Annotated in this window: 23 protein-coding genes; 7 read left to right on the top strand and 16 right to left on the bottom strand. The window is 70.2% G+C overall.

Annotation, left to right across the window (positions count from 1 at the left end):
- Positions 1–63: 63 nt before the first annotated feature.
- Positions 64–1,230 (bottom strand): M6 family metalloprotease domain-containing protein, encoded by a 1,167-nt coding sequence (locus ACZ4Z5_RS09790; RefSeq protein WP_468259185.1) that lies wholly within the window; start codon positions 1,228–1,230, stop codon positions 64–66.
- Positions 1,231–1,357: 127 nt separating this feature from the next.
- Between ACZ4Z5_RS09790 and ACZ4Z5_RS09785 the strand changes: the two genes are divergently transcribed.
- Positions 1,358–2,326 (top strand): LysR family transcriptional regulator, encoded by a 969-nt coding sequence (locus ACZ4Z5_RS09785; RefSeq protein ID WP_468259183.1) that lies wholly within the window; start codon positions 1,358–1,360, stop codon positions 2,324–2,326.
- Between the two features lie 387 nt (positions 2,327–2,713).
- On the opposite strand, the gene ACZ4Z5_RS09780 is transcribed toward ACZ4Z5_RS09785, so the two are convergent.
- Positions 2,714–3,121: a RidA family protein gene (locus ACZ4Z5_RS09780; protein WP_468259180.1), complete on the bottom strand. Its 408-nt coding sequence runs from the start codon at positions 3,119–3,121 to the stop codon at positions 2,714–2,716.
- Positions 3,122–3,230: 109 nt separating this feature from the next.
- Between ACZ4Z5_RS09780 and ACZ4Z5_RS09775 the strand changes: the two genes are divergently transcribed.
- A complete protein-coding gene (locus ACZ4Z5_RS09775) occupies positions 3,231–3,611 on the top strand; it encodes a winged helix-turn-helix transcriptional regulator (protein ID WP_468259177.1) in 381 nt (126 codons plus the stop codon).
- A gap of 165 nt (positions 3,612–3,776) precedes the next feature.
- On the opposite strand, the gene ACZ4Z5_RS09770 is transcribed toward ACZ4Z5_RS09775, so the two are convergent.
- From ACZ4Z5_RS09770 to ACZ4Z5_RS09760, 3 genes are all read right to left on the bottom strand, one after another.
- Positions 3,777–4,463, bottom strand: a complete 687-nt coding sequence (locus ACZ4Z5_RS09770) for a GNAT family N-acetyltransferase (protein ID WP_468259175.1) — start codon at positions 4,461–4,463, stop codon at positions 3,777–3,779.
- A gap of 80 nt (positions 4,464–4,543) precedes the next feature.
- Positions 4,544–5,773: a DUF418 domain-containing protein gene (locus ACZ4Z5_RS09765; RefSeq protein WP_468259172.1), complete on the bottom strand. Its 1,230-nt coding sequence runs from the start codon at positions 5,771–5,773 to the stop codon at positions 4,544–4,546.
- Positions 5,770–6,840 (bottom strand): alpha/beta hydrolase family protein, encoded by a 1,071-nt coding sequence (locus ACZ4Z5_RS09760; protein WP_468259169.1) that lies wholly within the window; start codon positions 6,838–6,840, stop codon positions 5,770–5,772. The genes ACZ4Z5_RS09765 and ACZ4Z5_RS09760 overlap by 4 nt, the downstream gene beginning before the upstream one ends.
- 84 nt (positions 6,841–6,924) lie before the next feature.
- On the opposite strand from ACZ4Z5_RS09760, the gene ACZ4Z5_RS09755 reads away from it, so the two are divergent.
- The 4 genes from ACZ4Z5_RS09755 to ACZ4Z5_RS09740 all read left to right on the top strand — a co-directional run bounded on the left by ACZ4Z5_RS09755 (position 6,925) and on the right by ACZ4Z5_RS09740 (position 10,273).
- Entirely contained in the window at positions 6,925–7,566 is a 642-nt protein-coding gene (locus ACZ4Z5_RS09755) for a GNAT family N-acetyltransferase (protein ID WP_468259167.1), read from the top strand.
- The gene (locus ACZ4Z5_RS09750) at positions 7,563–8,489 is read left to right on the top strand and encodes a PaaX family transcriptional regulator C-terminal domain-containing protein (protein ID WP_468259164.1); all 927 of its coding nucleotides are present in this window, start codon (positions 7,563–7,565) and stop codon (positions 8,487–8,489) included. Before ACZ4Z5_RS09755 ends, ACZ4Z5_RS09750 begins: the two co-directional genes overlap by 4 nt.
- A 261-nt stretch (positions 8,490–8,750) precedes the next feature.
- Positions 8,751–9,572 (top strand): hypothetical protein, encoded by an 822-nt coding sequence (locus ACZ4Z5_RS09745; RefSeq protein WP_468259161.1) that lies wholly within the window; start codon positions 8,751–8,753, stop codon positions 9,570–9,572.
- Between the two features lie 251 nt (positions 9,573–9,823).
- Positions 9,824–10,273, top strand: coding sequence for a hypothetical protein (locus ACZ4Z5_RS09740; protein WP_468259159.1), 450 nt, complete (start codon positions 9,824–9,826; stop codon positions 10,271–10,273).
- Positions 10,274–10,583: 310 nt separating this feature from the next.
- Here the strand turns inward: ACZ4Z5_RS09740 and ACZ4Z5_RS09735 are convergent, their stop codons facing one another.
- From ACZ4Z5_RS09735 to ACZ4Z5_RS09690, 10 genes are all read right to left on the bottom strand, one after another.
- The gene (locus ACZ4Z5_RS09735; RefSeq protein ID WP_383780948.1) at positions 10,584–10,868 is read right to left on the bottom strand and encodes a metal-sensitive transcriptional regulator; all 285 of its coding nucleotides are present in this window, start codon (positions 10,866–10,868) and stop codon (positions 10,584–10,586) included.
- A 38-nt stretch (positions 10,869–10,906) separates the two neighbouring features.
- Positions 10,907–11,806 (bottom strand): sulfite exporter TauE/SafE family protein, encoded by a 900-nt coding sequence (locus ACZ4Z5_RS09730; protein ID WP_468259157.1) that lies wholly within the window; start codon positions 11,804–11,806, stop codon positions 10,907–10,909.
- Positions 11,803–12,387 (bottom strand): rhodanese-like domain-containing protein, encoded by a 585-nt coding sequence (locus ACZ4Z5_RS09725; RefSeq protein WP_468259155.1) that lies wholly within the window; start codon positions 12,385–12,387, stop codon positions 11,803–11,805. Before ACZ4Z5_RS09725 ends, ACZ4Z5_RS09730 begins: the two co-directional genes overlap by 4 nt.
- Before the next feature lie 186 nt (positions 12,388–12,573).
- Positions 12,574–13,962, bottom strand: a complete 1,389-nt coding sequence (locus ACZ4Z5_RS09720; protein WP_468259154.1) for an MBL fold metallo-hydrolase — start codon at positions 13,960–13,962, stop codon at positions 12,574–12,576.
- Positions 13,963–14,061: 99 nt separating this feature from the next.
- Positions 14,062–14,388: a rhodanese-like domain-containing protein gene (locus ACZ4Z5_RS09715; protein WP_468259152.1), complete on the bottom strand. Its 327-nt coding sequence runs from the start codon at positions 14,386–14,388 to the stop codon at positions 14,062–14,064.
- Positions 14,389–14,728: 340 nt separating this feature from the next.
- The gene (locus tag ACZ4Z5_RS09710) at positions 14,729–16,132 is read right to left on the bottom strand and encodes a GH1 family beta-glucosidase (RefSeq protein ID WP_468259150.1); all 1,404 of its coding nucleotides are present in this window, start codon (positions 16,130–16,132) and stop codon (positions 14,729–14,731) included.
- Between the two features lie 62 nt (positions 16,133–16,194).
- Positions 16,195–17,097 carry a carbohydrate ABC transporter permease gene (locus ACZ4Z5_RS09705; RefSeq protein ID WP_468259147.1) on the bottom strand — a complete coding sequence of 301 codons (903 nt, stop codon included), beginning with the start codon at positions 17,095–17,097 and terminating at the stop codon, positions 16,195–16,197.
- A complete protein-coding gene (locus ACZ4Z5_RS09700) occupies positions 17,094–18,017 on the bottom strand; it encodes a carbohydrate ABC transporter permease (protein WP_468259612.1) in 924 nt (307 codons plus the stop codon). Before ACZ4Z5_RS09700 ends, ACZ4Z5_RS09705 begins: the two co-directional genes overlap by 4 nt.
- 130 nt (positions 18,018–18,147) lie before the next feature.
- Positions 18,148–19,452 (bottom strand): ABC transporter substrate-binding protein, encoded by a 1,305-nt coding sequence (locus ACZ4Z5_RS09695; protein ID WP_468259144.1) that lies wholly within the window; start codon positions 19,450–19,452, stop codon positions 18,148–18,150.
- A gap of 434 nt (positions 19,453–19,886) precedes the next feature.
- Positions 19,887–20,900 carry a LacI family DNA-binding transcriptional regulator gene (locus tag ACZ4Z5_RS09690; RefSeq protein ID WP_468259609.1) on the bottom strand — a complete coding sequence of 338 codons (1,014 nt, stop codon included), beginning with the start codon at positions 20,898–20,900 and terminating at the stop codon, positions 19,887–19,889.
- 366 nt (positions 20,901–21,266) lie between these two features.
- Here ACZ4Z5_RS09690 and ACZ4Z5_RS09685 point away from each other — a divergent pair, with 366 nt between their 5' ends.
- On the top strand, positions 21,267–24,326 hold the full coding sequence (locus ACZ4Z5_RS09685) for a glycosyl hydrolase (RefSeq protein WP_468259141.1): 3,060 nt from the start codon (positions 21,267–21,269) through the stop codon (positions 24,324–24,326).
- A 196-nt stretch (positions 24,327–24,522) separates the two neighbouring features.
- On the opposite strand, the gene ACZ4Z5_RS09680 is transcribed toward ACZ4Z5_RS09685, so the two are convergent.
- The gene (locus tag ACZ4Z5_RS09680) at positions 24,523–24,651 is read right to left on the bottom strand and encodes a thioesterase domain-containing protein (RefSeq protein WP_468259139.1); all 129 of its coding nucleotides are present in this window, start codon (positions 24,649–24,651) and stop codon (positions 24,523–24,525) included.
- Positions 24,652–24,876 lie beyond the last annotated feature (225 nt).

The raw sequence follows: 24,876 nt of genomic DNA, 5'->3' as shown, positions 1-24,876 counted from the left end.
CGGACGGCATGCGGTGGTGTGCCCCGGGACCGACCGGTCCCGGGGCAAGCCCGTCCCTGCCGGTCACCACTTGGTGACGCGGACGGTCTCCCCGTACCCGTCGGCGCCGAGCACCTCGATACGGACCCGGGCGGTCGCGTCGGTGAACGACTCACCGACCCAGAAGGGTGCGTCGTCCAGGGGCCGGCAGCCGGCGGCCGGGGTGGCGTCCGGCTTCGCGTCGACGACCTGGACCGGCCCCTGGCCGGTGGGGACCGAGGTGTCCACCCTGTAGACCAGCGCGCCGGTCGAGCAGGCGCCGCCGTCCGCGTGGACCGCCCGTCTCGACTCCACCACGTACGCGGTGCGGGGGCCGGTGGGGATCACCGCCGCCTTGGTGCCGCTGCCGTACTCCACCGCGGTGAGGTACACGGTGTCGCTGCCCGCCGACGCCCGGCACACGACCTGGCTGTCCGCGGTCCAGCCGAGCTTCCAGGAGTGCCACGCGAAGGGCTGCGATCCGGGTCCGCCGATGAGTCCCATGACGTCCCAGCCGGCGACGAAACGATGGGGGTCGGTGCCCGTGAAGCCATACAGGTCGGGCAGGCCGAAGGCATGACCGGTCTCGTGGGCCACCAGCTTGGGCCCCCAGTGCCACATGTCCTGGCCGAAGGTCACAGCCCACTTGAGCAGGGTGCCGTCGGCACGCACACCCACGGTTCCAGGTTCGTACACATAGGTGGGCGTGAAGGAGATCGCCGAGGCGTTCCGCGTCGCGACGACGTACACCATCTCGTACCGCGAGAAGTCGACATACGGGTCGGCCGCGGCGACCGCGTCCTTGACGTACGCCTCGTGGGTCTCGTGCGTCAGTCCGCGTGCGAAGCCGTAGGCGGTGGAGTTGCGGGGCATCCGCACCCACTGCCGGTGCTGGGAGACGGCGAGCCAGACCTTGCCGTAGGAGGCGTTCCAGAGCCAGTCGGCGCCGGGCGTGAGCCGCGCGGCGTCGTCGGCGGGGGCTTCGGTGGCGGGCGCGTCGGGGAAGTCGACGAAGATCATGCCGACCCGGACCGTTCCCGCAGGACGCCTGAAGACGGACCAGTCCGTGCCGTGGCCCTCGTCCGTCCAGCCGGTGGTCCCGGGCAGGGCGCAGGCGGAGACCGGGTCCGCGGCAGCACGGGCCGCCGGGGCGGTACCGGGCAGGAGCAGCAGCAGCGCAGCAAGCACGGGTGCCCAGACGACGGCGCGCAAGGAAGGGAAGGAACGCCACGTTCTCACGCGATCACGACCTCTCGATGGTTTGACGTGTGACATTTCACATAGCTTGCGGTCGCGTGAGGGTGTCCGAAAGCCGTCGTCGGTCCATAACATCCGCGCCATGGATCTGGAGGTGCGTCATCTACGCGTGCTGTGCACGATCGCCGATGCGGGCAGCCTCACCCGTGCCGCCGCCTCGCTCGGAATGACCCAGCCCGGGATCAGCGCCCAACTGCGCCGCATCGAGGCCATGCTGGGCGGAGTGCTGTTCGCCCGGGGACAGGCAGGTGTCGTCGCCACCCCCTTCGGGGAGCTGGTGCTCGACCGGGCCCGCGCCGTCCTCCCCGGCATCGACGGCCTGATCACCGACACCGCCCGGATGGCCCACCGGATTTCCGGCTGCGACCATGTCCGCATCGGCTCGGTCGGTGCGCCGCTCCTCGGCCAACTCGTCCTGGCCGTCAAGGCCGTCCTGCCGGACGCCCGGGTGACGACGCGCTGCCAGCACTCTCCTGTCACGCTGCTCGACGAGCTGGCGGCGGACCGGCTGGAGGCGGCGGTGCTCGGCGACCACCCCGACCAGCGGCTGCCACAACGCGAGGGCGTGGTGCTCCAACCCCTGGCCACCGAGCCGGTGTTCGCCCTGCTGCCCGCTTCTCACCCACTGGCCCGACGGGAGGAGGTCTCGCTGACCGCCCTCCTGGACGAGGACTGGGCGGTGCCCCGGCCGGACGGCGACCGGACCCGCGAGTACTGGTCGACCGTGTGCGCGGCGGCAGAGCGCCGCCCGTACGCCCCGTACGAGGCGGAGGGACGCCCGTTGATCGAACTGGTCCGCGCGGGCCTGGCGGTCAGCCTCTGCCAGGCCACCTTCATCGAGGTCCCGGGCACCGCCGTACGCCCCCTGGCCGGCAACCCCCTCTGGTACCGCCACGTGCTGGCCTGGCACCGCGACGGCCCGCTCGCGCGCCACGGCGACGACATCCTGCGCCGGGTCGCGGCCGGCTACCGGGACACCTGCGCCGTCGCCCCCGCGTACGCGCGCTGGCGTACCCGGCATCCGCACACGAAAGGCCCGACAGCGACCTGAGCTCTCGGCCGGCCGGGATCAGCCGGGCAGCAGCCACCGCGGGCGCCTGGACCCGCTGAACACTCCACCCCGGCCGCCCGACATCCCAGAACCGCGAGCCGACGGCCTGGTCCTCCCTCGGGCGCTGGAGCCCCCAGCCCACACGGCGCGGCCCCGGCACCGTGCCGTCAGGCTGCGTGGCCCGGCACCGCTGCCCGGAGAACTCGCCGGCGCCCCGTCCTCGAGGCCCCGGCTGGTCCGCCGAGTCACCGCCGATCGGAACCCGGTCGCTCGGTGTCCCGCACCGATGCCCCCATCGGGCATCCCCTGCCGCCTCGTCGCACATCCACCGTCGGCTCCACACAGCCGCACACGGGGGCGGCTCGCCGCCCGGACGGGGGCTCCTGCTCAGTCGAGAACGGCGGTTGCCTCGATCTCGACCAGATGGTCGGGGACGTGCAGTGCCGCGACGCCCAGCAGCGAGGCGGGGGGCGTGGCGGTGACTCCCAGCTTTGCGGCTGCCCGGCTGAGCCCCTCAAGGAGCAGGGGCATCTTGTCCGGGGTCCAGTCGACGACGTAGACGGTCAGTTTCGCCACGTCGTCGAAGGAGCCGCCGACCCCGGCCAGGGCGGTGCCTACGTTGAGGTAGCACTGCTCCACCTGAGCGGCGAGGTCGCCCTCCCCGACCGTGGCACCGTCGACGTCCCAGGCGACCTGCCCGGCGAGGAAGACCAGCTTCGACCCGGTCGCTACCGACACCTGCTGATAGGCGTCGACCTGCGGCAATCCGTTGGGGTTCACCAGGGTGATGGTCATGCTTCCTGCCTCCGTTGCTGTCAGAGCCGCTCTCTTGCGGTTACTCGGTGACCATAGGAGAGTGAGCGCTGACGTGGAAGAACGCACTTTTCGGTGACAGGGGAACCTGATGGGAACCAAGCAGCTCAGCGGCTCACCCGAGGACGCGGACCTCAGGCGAGCGGACTCTCTGGCGCGGGAGATCTTCTCGGACGTCGCCAACAAGTGGGCACTCCTGATCATCGAAGCGCTCGGGGACCACACCCGGCGGTTCAGCGAGCTGCGGAACGAGGTCGAAGGCATCAGCCACAAGATGCTCACCCAGAACCTGCGCATGCTGGAACGCAACGGCCTCGTCGAGCGGACGGTGCACCCCGTCGTACCGCCGCGGGTCGAGTACACCCTCACCGAGCCGGGCCAGGCCCTGCGCGTGACGATCGACGGACTGTGCGACTGGACCCACCGGTACCTCGGTCACATCGACGCCTCCCGCCACCGCTTCGACGCCTGACGGATCGGATGGATTGCGGACCCGCGCGCCCAGAAGCACGTGGCCGCGAGCCCGTCGGTGGAGCCGGCCCAGCGTGCCGGCCTCGACCCCGACCTCGCCTGGGCCGGCCCCGACCCGTGCAGCCAGTGCGAGAGTTGGTGCGACCGTCCCGCTGCCCGGTATCGATCACTTCGGCTGGACGGGCATCGTGTGGGGTCTGCCTGCCGGGGCGTCGGCCGGTCCCTCAGCGGCCGCGACACGCTTCTCACGGTCCGTCGAACGAATGACGCGATCGTGAGTGTCGAGGTCGATCCCGGGCTTCTGTCGGCCGACCCTCCAGTCCGGACGGCCCGGCGGTATGTCGAGACTCGACTGTCCGCCGCGTTCCATACAGATCAGCCCCTCACGGGGGTCCCACGAGCCGGTCACGCGGAAGCCGAACCGCTCGTACAGGGCGAGCGCGGCGGTCCGCCAATGCCATACGGAGAGCCGGACGGTGTTGATGCCGCTGTCGGCGCAGTGGGAGAGCGCCTCGTGGACGAGCGCGGAGGCGACGCCGCGCCCACGGTGGGCCGGATCGGTCCACAGCCTCTTGATCTCCGAATGACCGTCGGCCGGGGCGGTCACCACCACACATCCCACGGTGGCACTGCCGTCGAGCGCCAGGCACACCGTGTCGTCGGCGAACGCGGCCCTCGGGTCCTGGATCTCGGCCTGGTAGCGCGCGGGCAACAGGCTTGAGTCTTCGGCCGGCGCGCCCTTCTCCGCCTCGGTCTGCAGATGGTAGGCGGCCAGCAAGGCACAGAGCCCGTCGTCCTCGCCGGTCAGGTGGCCCGGCCGGCGGAGGACGGTCATCGCGGGGTATTCGGTCATGAACATGAAGGATTGCACCTGTCCTGGGTCCGCCTCCCGGCCTCCGGGGTTCAGACCCCTTGCCGGCCACAGGCGCGCCGTCATGCCGCCTCCCCCTTCCACCGCGGGCGCCTGGCCAGGGTGACCGCGCGCAGCGCCCATTCCACCGGGCCGTAGGGGTGGCGGGCCAGCCACCAGCGACTGAAGAGCAGTTGGGCGGCGAACAGCATCAGGGCGGTCAGGGTGACGTACGCGGGGGCGAGCCGGCCGACCAGGGCGGCGCCGAATCCCGTGAACACGAAGCCGAGTACGAGTGACTGGGCGAGGTAGTTGGTCAGGGTCATCCGGCCTGCCGGGGCCAGGGCCGCCGCCAGTCGCCTGCCCCGGGGGCCGGCCAGCGTCCGCAGCACCGTGGCGGCGTAAGCGGCGGCCAGCAGCGGTGCGGTGATCACGTCCACCGCGACCGCCACCAGCTGGTACGCGGTTCCGGAGTACCCCTGCGCGGCATGCCCCCAGACCAGGCCGCCCGCGATGCCGACGGTGAAGCCGGTCCACTGGAGGCGGCGCAGGAGCCGCGTGTGACGGGCGAGGTCGCTCAGTGCCCGGCGCTTGCCGGCCGCCAGTCCCAGCAGGAACGCGGCGAAGGCTGCGGGCGCTTGGAAGAAGGCCAGCATGAACACCACGTCCGGCAGTTGCCGCAGGTGCGCGCCGATCACTGAGCCTGCGTCGCCGCGCAGCGCTTCGGTGGCCTGACGGCCGTGCTCGGTCACGGCGGCGGAGTCGATACCGCCTCCCCCAGTGGCGGCGAGCGCCCAGGCCAGCAGCAGGTAGCCGACGGCGGTGACGGCGAGCAGGGTGACCGCGGTGCGCACCGCGGTGCCCGGCCGGATCCGGTGCACTGCGAGCAGGAGCAGGCCCAGTACGGCGTAGGTGGTGAGGATGTCGCCGGGGAAGAGCAGCACGGCGTGGCAGAGGCCGAGGACGAACAGGCCGGCGCAGCGCCGCAGGAAGCGGGGCAGGAAGGCCGCGTCGGCGCGGTCCGCGGAGGCGAGCTGGATGGTGAAGCTGTAGCCGAAGAGGAAGGAGAAGAGCAGGTAGAACTTGGCCTCGAAGAAGACCTCGGTGACGAAGCGGACGGCAGTGTCCAGTGCCGAGCCGTGCGCGGGGTCGGCGACGCCGGTGCCCTGGTACGCCAACGCCATGAAGGTGATGTTGACCAGGAGGATGCCCCACAGCGCGAAGCCGCGCAGGGCGTCGACGTCGGCGAGGCGGGGTAAGGCCGGCCGGTTGGCCGGTGCTGTCGTCGGCGCTGATGCGGGTCCGGTGGTCATCGCTTGGCTCCTTCGGCGTCGACAGAAGTCAGGAACTGCCGCTGGTCGGCCAGGAATCCCTCGGCGAACAGGGACCTCGGCGCACACAGCGCGGTCAGGGTCAAGCGCAGCGAGGAGTCCTCGACGGCGTGTCTGACCATGCCGTGGGTGGCGTCGGGGTAGTGGGCGACGCGCAGCGCCGGCCGTGGAAGCAGGCGGCGGTACGCGGCCTCGGTGTCGGCGGTGTCCACGTTCATGTCGTGTCCGGCAAGCACCAGGAGGACGGGTATGCCGCCAAGGGCCGGCAGGTCCGCGCTCGCGTCGGCGGTGTGGTTCTTGGAGACGAACCGCCAGCGGGCGGCGGTCATGCCCTGCGGATCGCCCACGGCCCGGACGTACTCCTCGTAGGAGGCGCCGCGCCCGAGGAGTTCGAGGCCGGTTTCGCGGCGGCGGAGGGCGGTCGCGACCTCCGCGTCGGAGGCGCCGTCGCGGTGCAGCTCGGCGAGGAGGTTGTAGCGGCCCTGCCGGTGCCAGTTGACAGCGGGTGAGACCGCGATGACGAACCGGATCCCGCGATCTCTGGCAGCGATCCTGGGGAGGACCCAGCCGGCCTGGCTGGCGCCCCACAATCCGATCCTGCTGCCGTCGATGTCCGGACGCTGCCGGGCCCAGGCGATCGCGTCGACGGCTTCGCCGGCCCGGTCGTCCATGCTCTGGTCGAGCCAGTCACCCGGCGCGCCGCCGACGCCCGGTTTGTTCCAGGACAGCGAGGCGTACCCTGCGCGGGCGAAGGCCTCCCACATCGGACGGTAGAAGGTGTCGTGCGTGGCGTCGACCGGACCGTCCCCGTGCACGAACACCACCAGCGGGAACGGCCGTTCTCCCTGCTCGGGCAGGGCCAGCACGCCCTTCAGGGTGCGTCCGCCCTGACGCACCGTCACGGCCTCCTCCCGCAGCTCGTAGGTGTTCTGCCACACCACCAGCCCGCCCAGGCCCGCCGTCACGACCACCAGCGCGGCCAGCGCCGCGAGCGAGGCCCGCACCGCTCGGCGACGGCGTGGTGTGTGTGTCGTACGCCTGCGTTTCATCCGACCCCCTAAAACTATCGTTTCTACAACGCCCGTTTCAGATTCGACCGTACTATGTTCGTACGTAGAACGCGAGGAGGAATCATGGACACAGGCGTCGTCATCCGGCGCGGCGTGCCGCGGGGGGCCGAGGAGCGGGTCGCCGAGCTGTACTGGGAGGCCTTCGGCCGAAAACTCGGCGCCGCCCTCAATCCGCCCGAGCACGGCCGCGCCTTCATCGCCGGCCACCTCCACCACGACCGCGCCGCCGTGGCCCTCACCCCCGGCGGCGACCGCGTCGTGGGTGTGGCCGGCTACCAGCTCGGCGGACGTGCACTGACCGGCGGCGGCGTGCGCGACGTGCTCTCCGGTTACGGGCTCTTCCGCGGCCTGCCCCGGCTCGCCGTACTGGCCCTGCTCGAACGCACCCCGGAGCCGGGCGAACTGGTCATGGACGGCATCGCCGTCGACCCCGCCCACCGCGACGCGGGCATCGGCAGCCTCCTGCTGACGGAGATCGCGGTCATCGCTGCCGAACACGGGTGCTCCCGGGTCCGCCTGGACGTCATCGACGTCAACCCCCGGGCCCGCGCCCTGTACGAGCGGCACGGCTTCACCGCCGTACGCACCGAGCAGACCCCGTACCTCAAGCGCCTGATGGGCTTCGGCGCGGTGACTACGATGCACCGAGCCGTCCCGGCACACCCCGGCGGCACCCCCGGCGACACCTCGGAGCAGCAGCGATGACCAGCAGGCCGTCGGCCACCACCGCAGCGGAGCCCACCACCCCTGACATCGGGACCCGGACGCTGGTGTTCGCCCTCGTCCGCGAAGACGGCACCGTCGACGCGGGCGAGCTGTACGCCGTCGCCGAAGCTCTCGGCATGACCGACCAGCAGGTCCGGCTCTGCCTCAAACGACTCGTCGCCGAGCGCCGGTTCACCCAGGAGGGCCGCGGTCGCAAGGCCCGCCTGCTCGCCACCGCCGACCCCACCGGCGCCGTCGCGCCGGACGTCGAGTACGTCCGCCACGCCTACCGGCAGGACCAGGGGCTCGCCCCCTGGGACGGAACCTGGCACCTGTTCGCCTTCGCCATCCCCGAGACCGCCCGGCAGGCCCGTGACGCCCTCCGCGACACCCTGCTCCACCTCGGCGCCGCCCCACTCCAGGGCGGCCTGTACGTCGCCGCGAACGCGATCGGCGACATCGTCGAGGCCCACGCCCGCCACCTCGGCGTCACGCCCTCCCTCACCCGCCTCACCAGCCGCGACCTGCGGGTCGGGGACGAGGCCGCCCCGCCCCGGCTGGCCGCCCTGCTCTGGCCGCTCCAGCAGATCGCGGCCCGCCACGAGGCGCTCGCCGCGCTCGCCGCGGACCGTCTGGCCCGGCTCTCCGGCCCGGAACACCCCACGGGCACCGAGCGCCTGACGTACGCGATCGAGCTGGCGACGTCCTTCACCGCTGCCATGGAACCCGACCCCCTGCTGCCCCCCGAACTGCTCCCCCAGCCCTGGCCCGGCACCCGCGCCCGCGCCCTGGCCGCACAGTGCTGGGACGCCCTGGCCGCCGGGACCGACCAGGCCCCCGGCCGGCTACGCCTGTTCCGGCTCTACGACGGCGCCGTCCTCACCCCGGCGCCTCCCGCCGCCCCTCCGCCCCCACGTTCTTGATGCCCGGAGGCCGCCCCCGCCTGCGGTCGGCCCCCGGCGGTGCCGACGGCCCTCGCCGTCAGCCGGTGCCGGTCAGTCCGGTGGAGGGAGAGCAGGATCCGTACGCGCGGCGCGTGTGAGCAGGCGCGGGTAGAGGATCAGCAAGGCCGGCACCGGAACCGTCGGTGCTGTTCCGGCGTCTTACCGCCGCGTCTGGAGAGCGCCATCGGTGGAAGCGCACACCGAGGCACTGAACGAACCACCTTGAGGAGAGCATCTGACATGACGTGGAAATCCTGGAGAGCGCCGGCCGCGACTCTGGCGGCGGTGATCGGCCTGTCCGCAGCCGGGGTATCTCCCGCCCATGCCGGCTTGGACGGCCCGGTGGCGCCCAGCACGGACCAGCACTGCGCGCTGGAGACCAGAGGCAGCGGCATGCTGGCCTACTCGGTGCCCGTGAACCGGATAACCATGAATCTTGAGGCTGTTGGGCACGCGCCGGCCGGCTCGAAGGTGACCGCGACCTACACCGTTCCCGGCACCGGCAAGACCGGCACGGCCAGCGGGCAGTTCGATCCGGTCAAGGGAAACGTCACCTTCAACTTCACGGTGGCTTCCCCGCCCGCGGGTGCGCAGCTGAACATCAGCTACGGGGCCAGCTGGGACGACGGCACCTCCTACCACAACACGTGGGTGGCTCCGCTGCTTTCCTGCACCCGGGACAACACGACCGGCGTTGACACCTCACGCTGGAACAACTTCGTCGTGACCGACGTCTCCCAGCGATGCGAGGACGTCACCTACCGCATCGGCGGAGTGCCGGTCTCCGCCCGGGAAGACATCGTGACGGTGAAGGTCGCTCCCGGCGCTCCCTACTCGGGGAGCTGGTACGCGGGACAGCCGGTCTGGGTCGACTACTGGATCCCCGGCCAACGGGGATACACCACGGGAGCCGGCGGCACCTTCGACTCCACCGGCCACGCCACGCTCACGTTCCGGCTCTTCTCCCCGCAAACCGGTGGCGAACTCAACGTCCTGGCAAGCGGCAGGTCATCCGACACCCGCACCTTCCCCGCGCACAAGTGGGCAACCATCACCTGCTGATTCGCGTCGCCGGATCCCGAGCCCCGGACCGCCACCACAGCCCTCTCGATCTCTCCTCGGCGTCAGCATCACGGGGATCGGTCGCGGGGGCGAGTGGTCAGGTCGCCTGCGACGCGGCGTACCCGGCCAACACGTCACACAGCTTCGTCCACCCCGACAGACGACTTCGAAGGGCGGCTTCCGTGGCGGGACACTGCCCCACCCCCAGGGGCTTGGCGACGGCAGTCGGTGAGCCCTGCTAGCTTCCGCGCATGGCAGATTTCACCAACAGGCGGCAGATCACTTCGGCGGCGCAGCTCAATCCCATCCAGGCCGAGCAGGTCGTGCGCTGCGGTGCCGCCTACGACGATGAGGATCTCCCGGCCGACCGGCGCCTCTCCTCGGACCCTCAGGACGAGTCGGTGCTGAACCTCTGCGAGCTCTGGGACGTGGTGGCCGACGGGTCACCCGTCTACGAGGCCTGGTTCTACCAGGCGGACAGCGGGTCGATCTTCCTGGCCGGATCCACCGAGATGGTCGCACAGATCATCCAGTGCGGCCTGGAGTGCGCCGACGAGGAGCGCGAGCTGGAGCTCGGCGCGGCGATGGTGCGGGCCGGCCTGCTGCCGCCAGGGGACTCCGCGTTCGAACGGTTCCGCCGGGCCGCCGACGCGACGCATTCGTCGTCCCGTCCGGAAGCCGACACAGACCTTGTTGCGTGACACGGCCCGCGCGAACCTCGGTTCGCCGGTGACCGTGTCCATGCCCTACGCGTACGTCAACGGCAAGGCGATCAACCCGCCGTACGGTCCGTACACGGCCATCAGCACGTACAACTTTCACGGCAGCATGAACAAGTACCAGTTCGTGGGCGGCGGCTCCGGCACCATCGCGACAGGGAACAGATCTGATCCCCGGCCGCCTCGGCGTCGCCTGCCGCCGCTTGGCCGGGCCGGCGGAAGCTGGGCACGTGCCCGCCCGCGGCGCGAAGCGACGACGGCCGGCGGATGTTCCGCCAGCCGCTGTCGTGTCTCACGCGAGCGTGAGGAAGAGCTTCTCCAGTTCCTGTTCGCTCATCGGGGGTGCGCCTTCCTCGCTCTCGGCGAGGCACTGGCGCATTCCGCTGGCGACGATCTTGAAGCCGGCCCGGTCGAGGGCGCGGGAGACGGCGGCGAGCTGGGTGACGACATCCTTGCAGTCGCGGCCGGCTTCGATCATGGCGATGACGCCTGCGAGCTGGCCCTGTGCGCGGCGCAGCCGGTTGAGGACCGCGGTCGCCGCTTCTTCTTCCACCTTCACCGGGTTCCTCCTCCTCATCGGCTGTCGGCTCAAGGATACCCCTTGGGGTATGGCACTCAGGGGTGTGCGGCCGGCTCGCGGGGGCCGCCTCCCTGGGGCGTGTTCATGCCGGTCCACGGGCGGCGTGCCCGTACGGTGGCCCAGGCCCCGGCCGTCGCCGCGGCAAGTCCGGTGCCGGTCCATGTCAGAGGGCTGGCCCAGACGGTGTGGGGCAGTTGCCGGCCGAGGACGAAGACGCCCATGACGACGACGAACCAGCCGAAGGCCTTGCGGAGGGTGCCCTGGGGGATGCGTCCGGCGAAGCGGCTGCCGATGAGGCTGCCGACGACGGCCGCGGCCGTGACGGCCAGGGCCAGGCTCCAGTCGATCTGGACCCCGTTGAGGTGGCCGGCGAGTCCGGAGAACGACTTCATGGCGATGACCAGGAGCGAGGTGCCGACGGCGACGCTCATGGGCAGTCCGCCGAGCAGGGCGAGGGCGGGGACGACGAGGAATCCGCCGCCGGAGCCGACGAGGCCGGTGACCGCGCCGACGACGAGGCCCTCGGCGATGACGTGCTTGACGGGGAGTTCCCGGTGGACGGGCTTGGCCGGCTTCGGCTTGCGGGGTGTGCGGAGCATGGCGACGGCGGTGGCGAGCATCATCAAGGCGAACGCGATGAGCAGGGCGGTGCCGGGGATGTACTCGGCGAGGCGTCCGCCGCCGTAGGCGCCGACCATGCCGACCGCGCCGAAGACAAGGCCGGTGCGCCACCGTACCCGGCCGGCGCGGGCGTACGGGACGAGCCCGACGAGGCTGGTGGCGCCGACGACGAACAGCGAGGTGGCGATGGCCTCCTTGGTGTCCATCCCGGCCAGGTAGACCAGGATCGGCACGGTCAGGATGGATCCGCCGCCGCCGAGGATGCCCAAGCTGATGCCGATCAGCACGGACGCGGCGAGGACGAGCGTGATCACGAGTGGTCCCGCAGGGAGGCGATGACGGTGCGGATGTCGGTGCGCGGGCCGCGGTTGTAGGGCAGCTTGGACAGCAGCATGCCCATGGCGCAGGTGTTGCCGAGCGCGGCGAACGTCAGCCCGGCGCCGATGGCGGTGCCGATCAGGTGCACTCCGGGCACGAACAGGCCCACGACGCCGGTGACGAGCACGATCGATCCGGCGATCAGGCGGACCTGGCGCTCCAGGTCCCAGCGGGCCTCGCCCCGGTTGACCGGGGCCCCGGCGGCCTCCCAGGCCGTCATGCCGCCGTCCAGGACGCGCAGGTGGGGCAGACCGGCCTCGGCGAGCACCTGTTCGGCCTGGGTGGCGCGGGCGCCGGAGCGGCAGACGAGGACGACGTCCTCGTCGAGATGGGCGAGGAGTTCGGCGCGGTGCTCGCGCAGGATGTCCAGCGGGACGTTGTGGGAACCGGGGATGTGGACCGTCCGGAACTCGCCCGGGGTGCGCACATCCAGCAGGCGCGGCCCGCGTCCGTCCTTGATCAGCTGCTGAAGGGCGGTGGGGGTGAGGCCGGCGGTACGGGAGGCGTCGGTCGTCATGAGAACTCCGTTGTGGTGAGGCGACCCCGCACAGAAATACGGGGTGGGGTATATGTGAGGCCAGGGGGCGGGGCGGGGGTCGGCGCCCGCGCGAGGAAGCCGTGTCAGGGCCGAGGGCTTCCCCGCAGGGGCGTCGGCGGTTCGTCGCGGCCGGGAAGGGGCCGGTCCGCCGGGGCGGTTGGCCGGTCAGACAGCCGCGGGTGCGTTCAGCAGAGCCCAGGCGGCGTAGCCGCCGAGGATGTCGGAGACATCGGTGAAACCGTGGTGGCGCAGCAGGCTCGCCGCGATGGAGGAGCGGTGGCCGCCCGCGCAGTGCAGCACCAGGGGCGTCTCGCGCGGGATCTCGTCCAGGCGGCGGGGCAGCTCGCCCAGCGCGATGTGCAGCGCTCCGTCGATGAAGCCGTGCTCGCCGCGCTCGCCGCAGTTGCGGACGTCGATGACGACCGGCGGATTGTCGCCCGACAGGGCGGCACGGACCTGGGCGGCGGTGAGGCGGCTGGCCGGCGTGACCTCCTCGGCCAGCGCCGTCAGGGCGTCGTCCGGGGAGCGCAGGTATCCGGCCACGCGGTCGAAGCCGATCCGGGCCAGGCGGGTGACGATCTCCTCCTCGCGGTCCTGCGGGGCGACGACCAGCAGGTCGGCGTCGGTGGGCAGGACGGTGCCGGCCTGCTCGGCGAACCGGCCGTCAGCCGGGACGTTCACCGAGCCGCGCAGATGACCGGCGGCGAACTCCTGCGGGTCGCGGGCGTCGACGACCACGGCACCGGAGGCACGGAGGCCGACGAAGTCCTCGACGCTCAGCGGCCGAGGGGCGGCGGCCGGGTCGAACAGCTCGCGCTCCTTGCGGTTGAGCTCGGCATCGTAGGCGAAGTAGCCGGGAGCCGCGGACTGGCCGGCGGCCACGATGCCCACGAATTCGGCCTGCGACATGGGCACGCACGCGTAGTTGGTTGCGCGCTGCTCGCCGATGGTGGACTGCTTCTCCGTCGACAGGTTCTTGCCGCAGGCGGAGCCGGCGCCGTGGGCGGGGAAGACCCGCACCTCGCCGGGGAGGGCCATCAGCTTGTTCTGCACGCTGTCGTGGAGCATGGCGCCGAGTTCCTCGGCGGTCACGCCGACGGAGGCGAGCAGGTCCGGGCGGCCGACGTCCCCGATGAACAGGGCGTCGCCGGTGAGCACGCCGTACGGGACGGTGTCCTCGCCGTGCTCGTACACCAGCACGCTGATCGACTCCGGGGTGTGGCCGGGCGTCTCCATGATCTCCAGAGTGACGTCACCGAGGCTGATGGCCTCGCCGTCGGCGAGCGGGCGGATGGGGTACTCGGTCTCGGCGCGGCGGCCGTAGCCGATCCAGGCTCCGGTCTCGGCCGCCACCTCGAGGTGACCGGCGACGAAGTCCGCGTGGAAGTGGGTGTTGATCACGCCGACCACGGTGAAGCCGTGCGCCTCGGCGTCCGCCAGGTACTCCGAGACGTCCCGGCGGGGGTCGACGACCACAGCCTGGCCCGTGGTCTCGTCGGCGATCATGTAAGACGCCTGCGAGAGGCAGTCGAGGTAGTACTGGGCGAAGAACACGGAAGCCTCCGTAGGAGCTGCCTCAGATACCCTGGGGGGTATCCGAGAGGTCAAAAGGCGGCCCGCTCCACTGAGGGGCGGGCACGTGAGGGGGGAAGGTCAGACCGCCCCCGGAGCGGACCCCGTCACGACCGGGCGACCACTGTCGACCCAGCCCCGGGTGCCGCCGACGACGGAGAGGGCGTCCAGCCCGGCGACTGCGAGCCGGTCCGCGGCCCACTGACTGCGGTTGCCGCTCGCGCAGATCACGTACACCTGGCGATCCCTGGGCACACGGGGAAGAGCGGCCGGAAAGGCGGACAGCGGAGCGAGTCGCGCGCCGGACACATGCCCCGCCCGGTACTCCTCCGGCTCCCGCACGTCGACGACGGCGGCGCCGGCACTCCAGGCGGCGGCAAAGGTTTCCAGGTCCACTTCACCAGCCATGGCGAGATTCACCTCCAGATACCCCCCTGGGTATTACACCATCGACCGTAAAGGGCTCCTGCCCCGACTGTCAAATACCCCCACGGGTATCAATCGGTCGAGCGGACCCGAGTCGACATCTGCCTGGTCACCCGAGTCGGGAGTCGAAGCCCGGACGAGATGTCTGGCGCGCTGATCACCGTCCGGCCAGGAACGGACGGTGATCTCACGGCATGGGAGCGATGCTCGTCGAGCAGAACCGACGTCGTCTGCCAAGGCTTCGCCGAACGGATCCCCCAAACGGTGCCGGAGAGACGCTCTTCCCCTGAGCATGTCCGTGCGAGGAGCGAGTCGACGTTCTCTAATGCTTCTCCACCGCGTTGCGTGCGATGGTCTGCCCGTACCAGGTCGCGCTGTCCTTGAGCCTGCGTCGCTGAGTGGCGAAGTCGACATGGACGATGCCGAACCGCTTGCTGTAGCCGTAGGCCCATTCGAAGTTGTCGAGCAGCGACCACAGGAAGTAACCCCGCACGTCTGCGCCGGCCTCGATCGCCCGATGAACGGCGATCAGATGACCGTGCAGGTACGAAATCCGCTCGGGATCGTGGACCTGGCCGGACGGGTCCGCGTAGTCGTCGTAAGCTGCGCCGTTCTCGGTGATCAGCAGGGGAACGTGCGGCAGTTCGTCACGCAGCCGTGTCAGCAGCTCGTAGAGTCCATCGGCGTCCACGGGCCAGTCCATGGCCGTGCGTGGTCCAGGTGCGGGGAGGAGCCGGACGTGGTGCTCGGCACCGGCCCAGGGGGACGGTGACTCGGATTCGCCGGCCGCGACGACGGTGGGCGAGTAGTAGTTGATGCCGAGCGAGTCGATCGGTGTCGAGGTCACATCGAGATCGCCGTCCTGGACGAAGGACCAGTCCGTGATTCCTGCCGTGTCGCGGATCAGGTCGTCCGGGAGGCGGCCGTGGAAGACGGGATCGAGGAAGATCCGGTTGGCGACGGCGTCGATCCGCCGGACCGCGTCAAGGTCGTCGGCGGCGGGCGTGAGCGGCCGCAGGGCGTGGAGGTTGAGGGTCAGCGACATCTCGGCCGTGTTCGGCAGTGTGGTGCGCAGGGCTTGGGCTGCCCAGCCGTGGGCGAGGTTGAGGTGGTGGGCGGCGCGCAGTGCGTCCGCGTCGCTGGTCCGGCCCGGGGCGTGCACCCCGTTTCCGTAGCCGAGGAAGGCTGCGCACCACGGTTCGTTCAGGGTGGTCCAGGTCGCGACTCGGTCGCCGAGAGCGTCGGCCATGATGGTCGCGTACTCGGCGAAGCGCCGGGCGGTTTCCCGCTGTGGCCAGCCGCCCGCGTTCTCGAGCTCCTGGGGAAGGTCCCAGTGGTAGAGGGTGGCGACGGGGCGGATTCCGGCCTGAAGGAGTTCGTCGACGAGCCGGCGGTAGAAGTCGAGGCCCTTCCGGACGGCAGGCCCCCGGCCGGTCGGCTGGACGCGGGGCCAGGCGACGGAGAAGCGGTAGTCGGTCACGCCGAGGCGCCGCATGAGAGCGACGTCCTCGGGCATCCGGTGGTAGTGGTCGGCGGCGATGTCACCGGTGTCCCCGTGGTGCACCTTGCCCGGGGTGTGGCTGAAGGTGTCCCAGATGGACGGGGTCCGGCCGTCTTCCGCGGCCGCGCCCTCGATCTGGTAGGCGGCGGTGGCGGTTCCCCATCGGAAGCCGCTGGGAAATCGCAGCTCGGTCGTTTTACGGGTGAACGTGTCAAGTGCAGTCATGGGCTGATCGCTCCGAGGAAGAGGGCAGGTGGGGGCAGGGGATGGTCGGAGGCCGTCGCTGATCACCCCTTGACGGCTCCCTGCATGATGCCGCCGACGATCTGACGGCCGAAGAGACCGAAGACGAGCAGCACGGGCAGCGTGCCGAGCAGGGTGCCCGCCATGATCACCGACTGGTCGTGGACGTATCCGCCGCCGAGCTGGCGGAGCGCGACCTGGACCGTCGGTTCGGAGGAGGAGAGGGCGACGACGGGCCAGAAGAAGTCGTTCCAGGCGGCCATGAAGGTGAGCAGGCCGAGGACGGCCATGCCGGGCCGGGCGATCGGCATCACGATGGACCAGAAGACCCGGGCCGTGGAGGCGCCGTCCACCCGGGCCGCCTCGATCAGTTCGTCGGGCAGCGACTGGACCAGGTACTGACGCATGAAGAAGACGCCGAAGGCGGAGACCAGGCCGGGCAGGATCACCGACTGGAGCTGGTTCACCCAGCCGAGTTCGGCGATCAGCATGAAGAGCGGGATGACGCCGAGCTGCGGCGGGATCATCATCATGCCGACCGTGACCGCGAGCAGCGCGCCCCGGCCCCGGAAACGGAGCTTGGCGAAGGCGAAGCCGGCGAGCGTGCAGCACAGCACGGTGCCGACGGTGATCGAGCCGGACACGATCAGCGAGTTGAGCAGCGCCTTGCCGATGTCCGCTTCTTCGAGGACGGCCTCGAAGTTGCGGATCAGGTGCGGGCCCGGCACCAGTGACGGCGGCACCTGCGCCAGGTCGGCGTTGGAACGGCTGGCCGCGACGATCGTCCAGTAGAAGGGAAAGGCCGAGACGAGGACCGCCAGGATCAGCACGGCGTACGCGAGCGGACCGGCCTTCATCGTCCGCCCGGCGCCCGACCGGCGCGGACGGCCGGACGACCGCCGGGTGGGGGAGACGGCGGGGGCGGGCAGGTCGGCGAGCACGGTCATCGGCCGGCCTCCTTGCGGGAACGGCGGCGCGCGATCAGGGCGTTGACCCCGACCAACACCAGGATCAGCAGGAACATCACCCAGGCGATGGCGGCCGCCCGCCCCAGGTGGAAGAAGCCCCAGCCCTGCTCGTACATGTAGAGCCCGAGCGTCTGGTACTGGTGCGAGATACCGCCCGACATGGAGCCCTCGAAGAGCAGCGGCTCACCGAAGAGCTGGGTGGCGCCGATCGTGGAGACCACGACCGTGAAGAGGATCGTCGGCCGCAGCCCCGGCAGCGTCACGTGGAAGAACTGCCGCCACCGGGAGGCCCCGTCCACCTCGGCCGCCTCGTACAGCTCGCACGGGATGGACTGCATGCCGGCGAGGTAGATCAGCGCGTTGTACCCGGTCCACCGCCAGACGACGATCGCGGAGACCGCGATCTGGGAGGTGAGGGTTCCGTTCTGCCAGTCGACCGGGCCGACACCGATGAGGCCGAGGACGTAGTTGAAGAGCCCGAAGTCGCGGCCGAAGAGCTGGGCGAAGACGAGGGTCGCGGCGGCGACCGAGGTGGCGTACGGCAGCAGCATCGCCGTCCGCAGGAAGGTCCGGCCGCGGAGTCTGTAGTTGAGCAGGTGCGCCAGGGCGAGCGCCATCACCAGCTGCGGCACGGTGGACAGCACGCCGATGGTGAAGGTGTTCCGCAGCGCGGTCCAGAAGAACTCGTCGCCGAACAGGGCGGTGTAGTTGCCGAGCCCGCGCCACTCCATGTCACCGGGAGTCTGGAGCTCCACTCGGTAGAGGGAGACGAACGCGGTGTAGATCAGAGGGAAGAGCCCGAAGGCGGCGAAGAGGGTGAAGAACGGAGCGACGTAGGCGTACGGCGACAGCGTGTCACGAAGACGGTGTGCTCTGGCTGCCTTGCGCGACTTGGTCATCCGCGCCGGGGCGGTGAGGGTCACTGTGCGGCCCTTCGACGTGAGAAGTGAAAGAGGGACCCCTCCGCCGCCGAGCGGGACGGATGCGGCGGCGGAGGGGAGCGGAGCTCCGGGTGGTGCGGCCGGATGCCTATCCGAGGGTGTTCGCGACGCCCTTCTTCGCGTTCTCCCACGCCTTCTCCGGGGCGAGGCCCTTGCGCTCGACCTCGCTCAGCGCGTTGGTGATCTGCTGGTTGATGTTCTGGTCGTGCACGCCGAGGACCTGCACCGGGGACGTCTTGGCCGCGTGTCCGAAGATCTGGCCGATGGGCGCGCCGGAGAAGTAGGGGTCCGTGGTGCCCGCGATCTCGGCGATGGCGCCGGTGGCGGAGGGGAAGTTGCCCTGCTTGGCGAAGACCTTGGCCTGCTGCTCGGGCGCGGTGAGCCACTTGATCAGCTCGTACGCCTCCTTCTTGTTCTTCGCTGCCTTCGGCACGGCGAGGTAGGAGCCGCCCCAGTTACCGGCGCCGCCGGGCAGCGTGGCGATGTCCCACTTGCCCTTGCCGGTCTCGCCGGCCTGGCCCTTGATGTAGCCGAGCATCCACGCGGGGCAGGGGATGGTGGCGAAGGAGCCGGCGGCGAAGGCCTGGTTCCACTGCGGGGACCACTGGTCGAGCTTGGCACTGAGGCCCGCCTCACTGGCCTTGACAGAGGTCTCCCAGGCGGTCTTGAGCGCGGGGTTGGTCTCCCAGATCAGGTCACCGGAGGCGTTGTAGTAGCGCTCCTCCTCCTGCCCGATCATGATCGAGAAGAGGCTGCCGACGCTGTCCAGCCAGGCGTTCTTGGCGGGAGCCTTGGCCTTGTACTGCTTACCGAGCTCCAGGTAGCCGTCCCAGGTGGCCCAGCGCTTGGCGAGTTCCATGCGGTCGGTGGGCAGTCCGGCCTGCTCGAAGAGGTCGGTGCGGTAGCACATCGCCTCGGGGCCGACGTCGGTGCCGAGGCCGAGGACCTCGCCGTTCTTCCCGGTGGCGGCGGCCCACTTGGCTTCGGCGAACTGGCTCTTGAGCCCGTCGGCGCCGTACTTGCGCAGGTCCTCGAAGCGGTCCGCCTGCTGCTGGGTGACGGAGGCGATGCGACCGACCTCGACGCCCTGGACGTCGGCGAGGCCGCCTCCGCCGGCGAGCCGGGTCTGGAGCGACTTCCAGTAGTCGGCCTCGTCCTGGGTGTCGGTCTGCTTGATGGTGACGTTCGGGTGGAGCTTCTCGTACTCGGCGTAGAGCCCGGCCTCCTTGTAGCCGAAGGAGCCGAAGAGGTCGACGGTGATCGTGACCTTGCCGCCCGCCTTCTCGGACGAGGCGCCGTCGGAGCCTGATCCGCAAGCCGCGAGCAGGGAACCTGCCAGCACCACTCCACCGAGGCGGAGGATCGTTCTCTTGGCGGCTCTGGCATGGGTCATGGGGGCCTCCTGGGCTTCGGTTGAGCACGAGGCGCCTGAGAGCGCTCTCAGATGTGCAAGTGGAGACTGCACGGGCGCGCTGCGCGCCGTCAAGGCCTGAAGCAATAACGGCTTGGACTCACCAAGAAGCACGGAGTGTCGGATTTTTCGGCACGAACTACCCGACCGGACCGTTCACTTGTCGGAACGAAGACGTACCGCCGGAGGCGGGGGCACGGGCGGACTCGCGGGGCGGAGGTCACCACCCGGAAGGCTCACGACGGGATACGGGAGCACGCTCGCACCGAACCCCCGGCAGGTCGCCGCGCGGACCCCACGACGCCCGCCGCTTCTCCGCGCACTCCCCCACGCACAGGACAGCTCGGCCGGCCCGGGCGTCGGCGCTCTCACCGGGGACGGCGACGGCCGGCCGGCGCCTGAGCGCCGACCCGGCCTCAGGAGGACTGGCGCTGCACCAAAACGGTCGGCGTGATCACGGAATCGGCCCCCGCCTGCTCGGGGTGGTCGAGGCGGCGCATCAGGAGTCTGACCATCAGGCGGCCCATGCCCTCGATGTCCTGCCGTACGGTGGTGAGGGCAGGTACCGCGCCACTGGCGACGTCCGCCATGTCGTCGAATCCGACGACGGCGACATCGTCGGGAATCCTGCGGCCGCGTTCCAGGAGCGTACGCAACGCGCCCCGGGCCATCAGGTCGTTCGCGACGAAGACCGCGTCGAGTCCGGGGCACCGGTCGAGCAGTGCCGCCATGGCTCGGGCGCCGCTTTCCTCGGTGAAGTCGCCCCTTTGGAGGAGCTCCGGGTCGGCGTCGACGAGGACGTCGTGGTAGCCGGCCGCACGGTCGACCGCGGAGGTCTGGTCGGACGGACCCGCGATGTGGGCAATTCTGCTTCGCCCCGCGGAAACGAGGTGCGAAACGGCCGCTCGCGCCCCTCCTCTGTTGTCACAGTCCACGTAGGGGGTGCCCGGGGAGGAGGACGCGGCGGGGCGGCCACCGAACACATGGGGCACCCTGCTGTGGGCTATCAGCTGGGCGAGCCGGTCGTCACTGTGCAGGGAGAAGGCGAGAGCCCCGTCCACATGGCCGCCGGACAGATAGCGGGCGATCCGATCATGATCGGACTCTCCCTCCACCCACAGCAGCACCAGTTGGAGGTCGTTCGCCGACAGCTCCCTGCTGATCCCTCTCACATGCCGTTCGAAGAAGGGGTCGGAGAACACCCGGAACTCGGGCTCCGCGATGATCACGGCCACGGCGCCGGTACGTTGGGTCACCAGGGAGCGTGCGGCCTGGTTGGGGACGTAGCCGAGCTCCTCGACCGCCTTGCGCACTTTGTCGATCAGCGGTTGGCGCACTCCGGACCCTCCGTTGACCACGCGGGACACCGTCGCCCGTGAGACACCCGCGCGGGCCGCAACCTCTTCGAGGGTGGGGCGAGGCGTCATCATCTGCTCGGGCAAGGGTCTCTCCTGTTCTACGCGCGGAAATCGGACGGTCTGCCGTTGCAGCATAGTCCTGCGACGCATCGACTGAGAGCGCTCCCAGCTACACCAGGTAGATATGCCCCATAAGCGTAGCCCGATCGCATACGAAACGACACGCACAGGCCGGACACGGAAGCAGCTTCGGCGACCCCTTCGCGCATCGGTGGATACGGAGATGCCGGTCCGCAGCGACCCCTGCCGCCGCCGGCAGACCCTTCACTCCCTGGAAAACGCAGTGACCCTCAAGGAGTTTCGGCTCAAAGTATTGACCGCTACTGGGTGCCCCTCTACGTTGTCGGCGATGTGAGAGCGCTCTCAGAAGGGCTGTTCATGAGATCTCGCAGAAACCTGTCACTGCTGACCACGGTGGCTCTTGCCGCTACCGCGTTGGGCACGGTGAGCAGCGGTGTTGCTTCGGCCGCGACCATCGAGGTCGGCATGGGCAGCTACAGCGACGTTCGCCCGGCCGGCCGCCAGGGGCCGTCGAACAACGGCGGCCAGGCGGTCAAGCCCAAGGTCACCGCCGCCATGGCCGATACCCCTGTCCCGACGAACGACTGGTGGACTTCGCTGGCCTTCCAGCGCTTCTCCAGCAACCCGTGGTCGGAGAACATGTACGGCCACCCCCTCACCTACAAGGCGGTCTCGGGAGGTTTGGAGGTCGGCTACCCGACGACGCACCAGATCGTAGGCGGCGGCCGTCAGTACGAGTTTCCCCACAAGGCCGACCTGACCCTGGGGCTCGCGGGGCTGAACTCCCCCGACGCGAAGGCGGACGGGTGGAGTGACTGGACCGTCAGCCCGTACTGGAACGACGGCGCCCGCAGTCTGCGGACGACCATCGGCCACGGCCTGCCGTACGTGTACGCGGAGGGCAACGGAGGTGCGGCCCGGATCAGCGCCGCTGCCCCGCCGACCGTCTTCGCCGATCAGGGCAACGTCCTCGGTGTCACCGTCTCCGGTCACGACTACGCGCTGTTCGCGCCGAGCAGCAGCGACTGGACCGTCTCGGGCAACGAGATCCGCGCGGATCTCGGCGGCAGGAACTACTTCTCCCTGGCGGTCCTCCCGAACAAGGGGGCGCTGACCGACTTCAAGAAGTACGCCTTCAGCTTCGTGACGGGATCGAAGGTGGACTGGGAGTACCGGGAGGGGGACGGCGAGGTCACGGCCACCTACTCGCTGACCACCGAGGCGAAGGAAGGCACCGAGACCGGCACCTTCCAGGCGCTCTACCGCCACCAGTGGCTTCACACCGGCGATCCGCTGACCGCCTACCGCTACGTCTCCTCGCGCGGTGAGATGAAGGTCCGCGAGGGCACGTCCTTCACGACCACCCAGAAGGTGAACGGTGTGCTGCCCGGCCTGCCGAGTGCCACCGGCGTCGACAAGGCGAAGCTCAAGGGCTACATCAACGACGTGCTGACCCAGGGCGACCCCTTCAGCGGCGCGATCGACACCTACTGGACCGGCAAGGCCCTGGGCAAGCTCGCCCTGCTCGTTCCCCTGGCGGACCAGGTCGGCGACACCGCCAACCGCGACAAGCTGCTGGCCCTGATCAAGGGCCGCATGGAGGAATGGTTCACGGTCGGCGGCCCCTCCGAGTTCTCCTACGACAAGGACTGGCGCACCCTCATCGGGTACCCGGCCTCCTACGGCAGCGACCAGGAGCTCAACGACCACCACTTCCACTACTCGTACTACGTGATGGCCGCGGCCATCGTGGCGCAGTACGACCCGCAGTGGGCCGCTGACTCCGAATGGGGCGGCATGGTCAAGGAGCTCATCAAGGACGCCGCCAACCCGGCGAGGAACGACAGCAGGTACCCGTTCCTGCGCGGCTTCGACGTCTACGCCGGCCACAGCTGGGCCGCCGGCCACGAGTCGTTCGCGGCGGGCAACAACCAGGAGTCGTCCTCGGAGTCGATCAACCTCAGCGCCGGCCTGATCATGTGGGGCTCGGCCATGGGCGACAAGGCGCTGCGTGACCAGGGCGTCTACATGATGACGACCGAGTCGGAGTCGATCGCGCAGTACTGGTTCGACGCGGACCAGCAGGTCTACCCGCAGGACTTCACCCACGACGTCGTCGGCATGGTCTGGAGCAGCGGTGGCGCCTACGCGACCTGGTGGACCGCCAACCCCGAGGAGATCCACGGCATCAACTTCCTGCCGATGACCGGCGGCTCCCTCCACCTGGCCCGCGAGAAGGCCATGCTCAACCGCAGCGTGGTCGAGATGGAGAAGGAGAACGGCGGCCCGGCCGTCGAGTGGAAGGACATCTTCTGGCAGGTCCAGGCCCTCTACGACCCGGCCAAGGCCATGAGCTACTGGAACCGGTGGAACGGCGGCTACGTCCCCGAGGCCGGCGAGACCAAGGCCCACACCTACCACTGGGTCGCCACGATGAACTCCATCGGCTCGCCGGACATGACCGTCACGGCCAACTCGCCCACCGCCGTCGTCTTCGACAAGGACGGCACCAAGACCTACGCCGCCCACAACTACACGGCTGAGGCGTGCTCGGTCCTCTTCTCCGACGGCGGAGTCCTGAACGTCCCCGCGAGGTCGACCGCGTCCGGCACGGGCGGCGACACCGAGCTCGGCACCCTGTGCGGCGCCCCCGGCGACGACAGGCCCGGCGCGCCCGGCACCCCGGTCGCAAGTGACATCACCGACGACTCCGTCAAGCTGACCTGGAGCGCGGCGGTCGACGACAAGGGCGTCAAGGACTACGACGTCCACCGCGGCACCACCAAGGTCGCCACGGTCACCGGCACCTCGTACACCGACACCGGCCTGACCGCCGGCACCTCCTACACCTACAGCGTCAAGGCCCGCGACACGGCCGACCAGGTCGGCCCGGCCAGCAGCACCGTGACGGTCACCACCTCCGGCAACCCGCCGGTGACGGGTGACACCTTCTACCTGCGCTCCGGTGGCCAACTGGCCACCCAGGCCGCCACGGCCGGTTCCCCGGACACCATCCGCTCCGCGGACGGCGCCAACCGCGACGGGACTCCCTACAACCCCCTGGTCTACGAGGTGAGGAACGTCAACGGCACCCTGAAGGCGGGCGCCGGCACGGCCTTCACCTTCAAGGTCGACGCCGGCACCAACGTCGGCTACGCCCAGCAGGCCAGGGTCTCCTACGACCTGACCGGCGACGGCACCTTCGACCGTGTCGAGACGTTCCGCTACTTCGCCTCCGACCCGATCACCGGCTGGGAGGACTACACCTCCGCCCGGCAGGGAGTGCTCTCCGCCTCGGGCACCCTGGGCAACCTGAACGGCGGCACCATCCGCGTCGAGGTCTGGAGCGCCCTGGGCAACGGCCCGTCCACTCTCCAGGTCGGCACGGGATCCGTACTGACCATTCCCTTCGCCTGACAACCGGAGGAGCCCGGCCCGTGGGTCACCGACCACGGGCCGGGCTCGTCCGGCGAAGTCGTAGAAGACGGCCTCTTCGACGACTTCCACCGGCTGGATGCGGTGACGATTCCGCGAGCGTCGCCGTGTTGACGTTTCGGGGTCCTTTCCGGCGGCTTCCCGTTCCCTCCCCGCCACGCGCGGAAGCAGACGACCACTACCAGGAGGACGGCCATGCTCGTGAGACGCGAAGGCCGAGGTGCTCGGGCAGTGCGCGTCCCTCGCGGCGCAACGCCCTCGCCGTCTCGTACGCCACGAGGCCGCCGAAGCTGTGGCCGAGCAGCAAGAGGGCACGGTGAACGCGGACTGGGAGACACCAGGTCGGCGACGAGGGGGCCGATCGCCGTGTGCGCGGGCTCCGCCCGGCGCGCGGAACGGCCGGGGAGCTGCACAAAACGGCAGTTCAGGACCCCTTCGCGACCGAAAAGATGTCATCCAGCTAAACGATCAAGGGATCCGCAGGTCAGACCCACACCGACGTCTCTCTCAGGAAGGCCGAGCGTCAAGCGGG

The sequence above is a fragment of the Streptomyces sp. NPDC030222 genome, from assembly GCF_055573115.1.
The sequence above is the reverse complement of the archived record's forward strand: the minus strand, read 5'-3'. Positions and strand labels throughout refer to the sequence as shown.

Coding starts and splice junctions, on each gene's coding strand:
- ACZ4Z5_RS09785 (WP_468259183.1), top strand. CDS start 1,358: ATGGATCTGGAGGTGCGTCATCTACGCGTGCTGTGCACGATCGCCGAT.
- ACZ4Z5_RS09780 (WP_468259180.1), bottom strand. CDS start 3,121: ATGACCATCACCCTGGTGAACCCCAACGGATTGCCGCAGGTCGACGCC.
- ACZ4Z5_RS09775 (WP_468259177.1), top strand. CDS start 3,231: ATGGGAACCAAGCAGCTCAGCGGCTCACCCGAGGACGCGGACCTCAGG.
- ACZ4Z5_RS09770 (WP_468259175.1), bottom strand. CDS start 4,463: ATGACCGAATACCCCGCGATGACCGTCCTCCGCCGGCCGGGCCACCTG.
- ACZ4Z5_RS09765 (WP_468259172.1), bottom strand. CDS start 5,773: ATGACCACCGGACCCGCATCAGCGCCGACGACAGCACCGGCCAACCGG.
- ACZ4Z5_RS09760 (WP_468259169.1), bottom strand. CDS start 6,840: ATGAAACGCAGGCGTACGACACACACACCACGCCGTCGCCGAGCGGTG.
- ACZ4Z5_RS09755 (WP_468259167.1), top strand. CDS start 6,925: ATGGACACAGGCGTCGTCATCCGGCGCGGCGTGCCGCGGGGGGCCGAG.
- ACZ4Z5_RS09750 (WP_468259164.1), top strand. CDS start 7,563: ATGACCAGCAGGCCGTCGGCCACCACCGCAGCGGAGCCCACCACCCCT.
- ACZ4Z5_RS09745 (WP_468259161.1), top strand. CDS start 8,751: ATGACGTGGAAATCCTGGAGAGCGCCGGCCGCGACTCTGGCGGCGGTG.
- ACZ4Z5_RS09740 (WP_468259159.1), top strand. CDS start 9,824: ATGGCAGATTTCACCAACAGGCGGCAGATCACTTCGGCGGCGCAGCTC.
- ACZ4Z5_RS09735 (WP_383780948.1), bottom strand. CDS start 10,868: ATGAGGAGGAGGAACCCGGTGAAGGTGGAAGAAGAAGCGGCGACCGCG.
- ACZ4Z5_RS09725 (WP_468259155.1), bottom strand. CDS start 12,387: ATGACGACCGACGCCTCCCGTACCGCCGGCCTCACCCCCACCGCCCTT.
- ACZ4Z5_RS09715 (WP_468259152.1), bottom strand. CDS start 14,388: ATGGCTGGTGAAGTGGACCTGGAAACCTTTGCCGCCGCCTGGAGTGCC.
- ACZ4Z5_RS09710 (WP_468259150.1), bottom strand. CDS start 16,132: ATGACTGCACTTGACACGTTCACCCGTAAAACGACCGAGCTGCGATTT.
- ACZ4Z5_RS09705 (WP_468259147.1), bottom strand. CDS start 17,097: ATGACCGTGCTCGCCGACCTGCCCGCCCCCGCCGTCTCCCCCACCCGG.
- ACZ4Z5_RS09700 (WP_468259612.1), bottom strand. CDS start 18,017: ATGACCAAGTCGCGCAAGGCAGCCAGAGCACACCGTCTTCGTGACACG.
- ACZ4Z5_RS09695 (WP_468259144.1), bottom strand. CDS start 19,452: ATGACCCATGCCAGAGCCGCCAAGAGAACGATCCTCCGCCTCGGTGGA.
- ACZ4Z5_RS09690 (WP_468259609.1), bottom strand. CDS start 20,900: ATGATGACGCCTCGCCCCACCCTCGAAGAGGTTGCGGCCCGCGCGGGT.
- ACZ4Z5_RS09685 (WP_468259141.1), top strand. CDS start 21,267: ATGAGATCTCGCAGAAACCTGTCACTGCTGACCACGGTGGCTCTTGCC.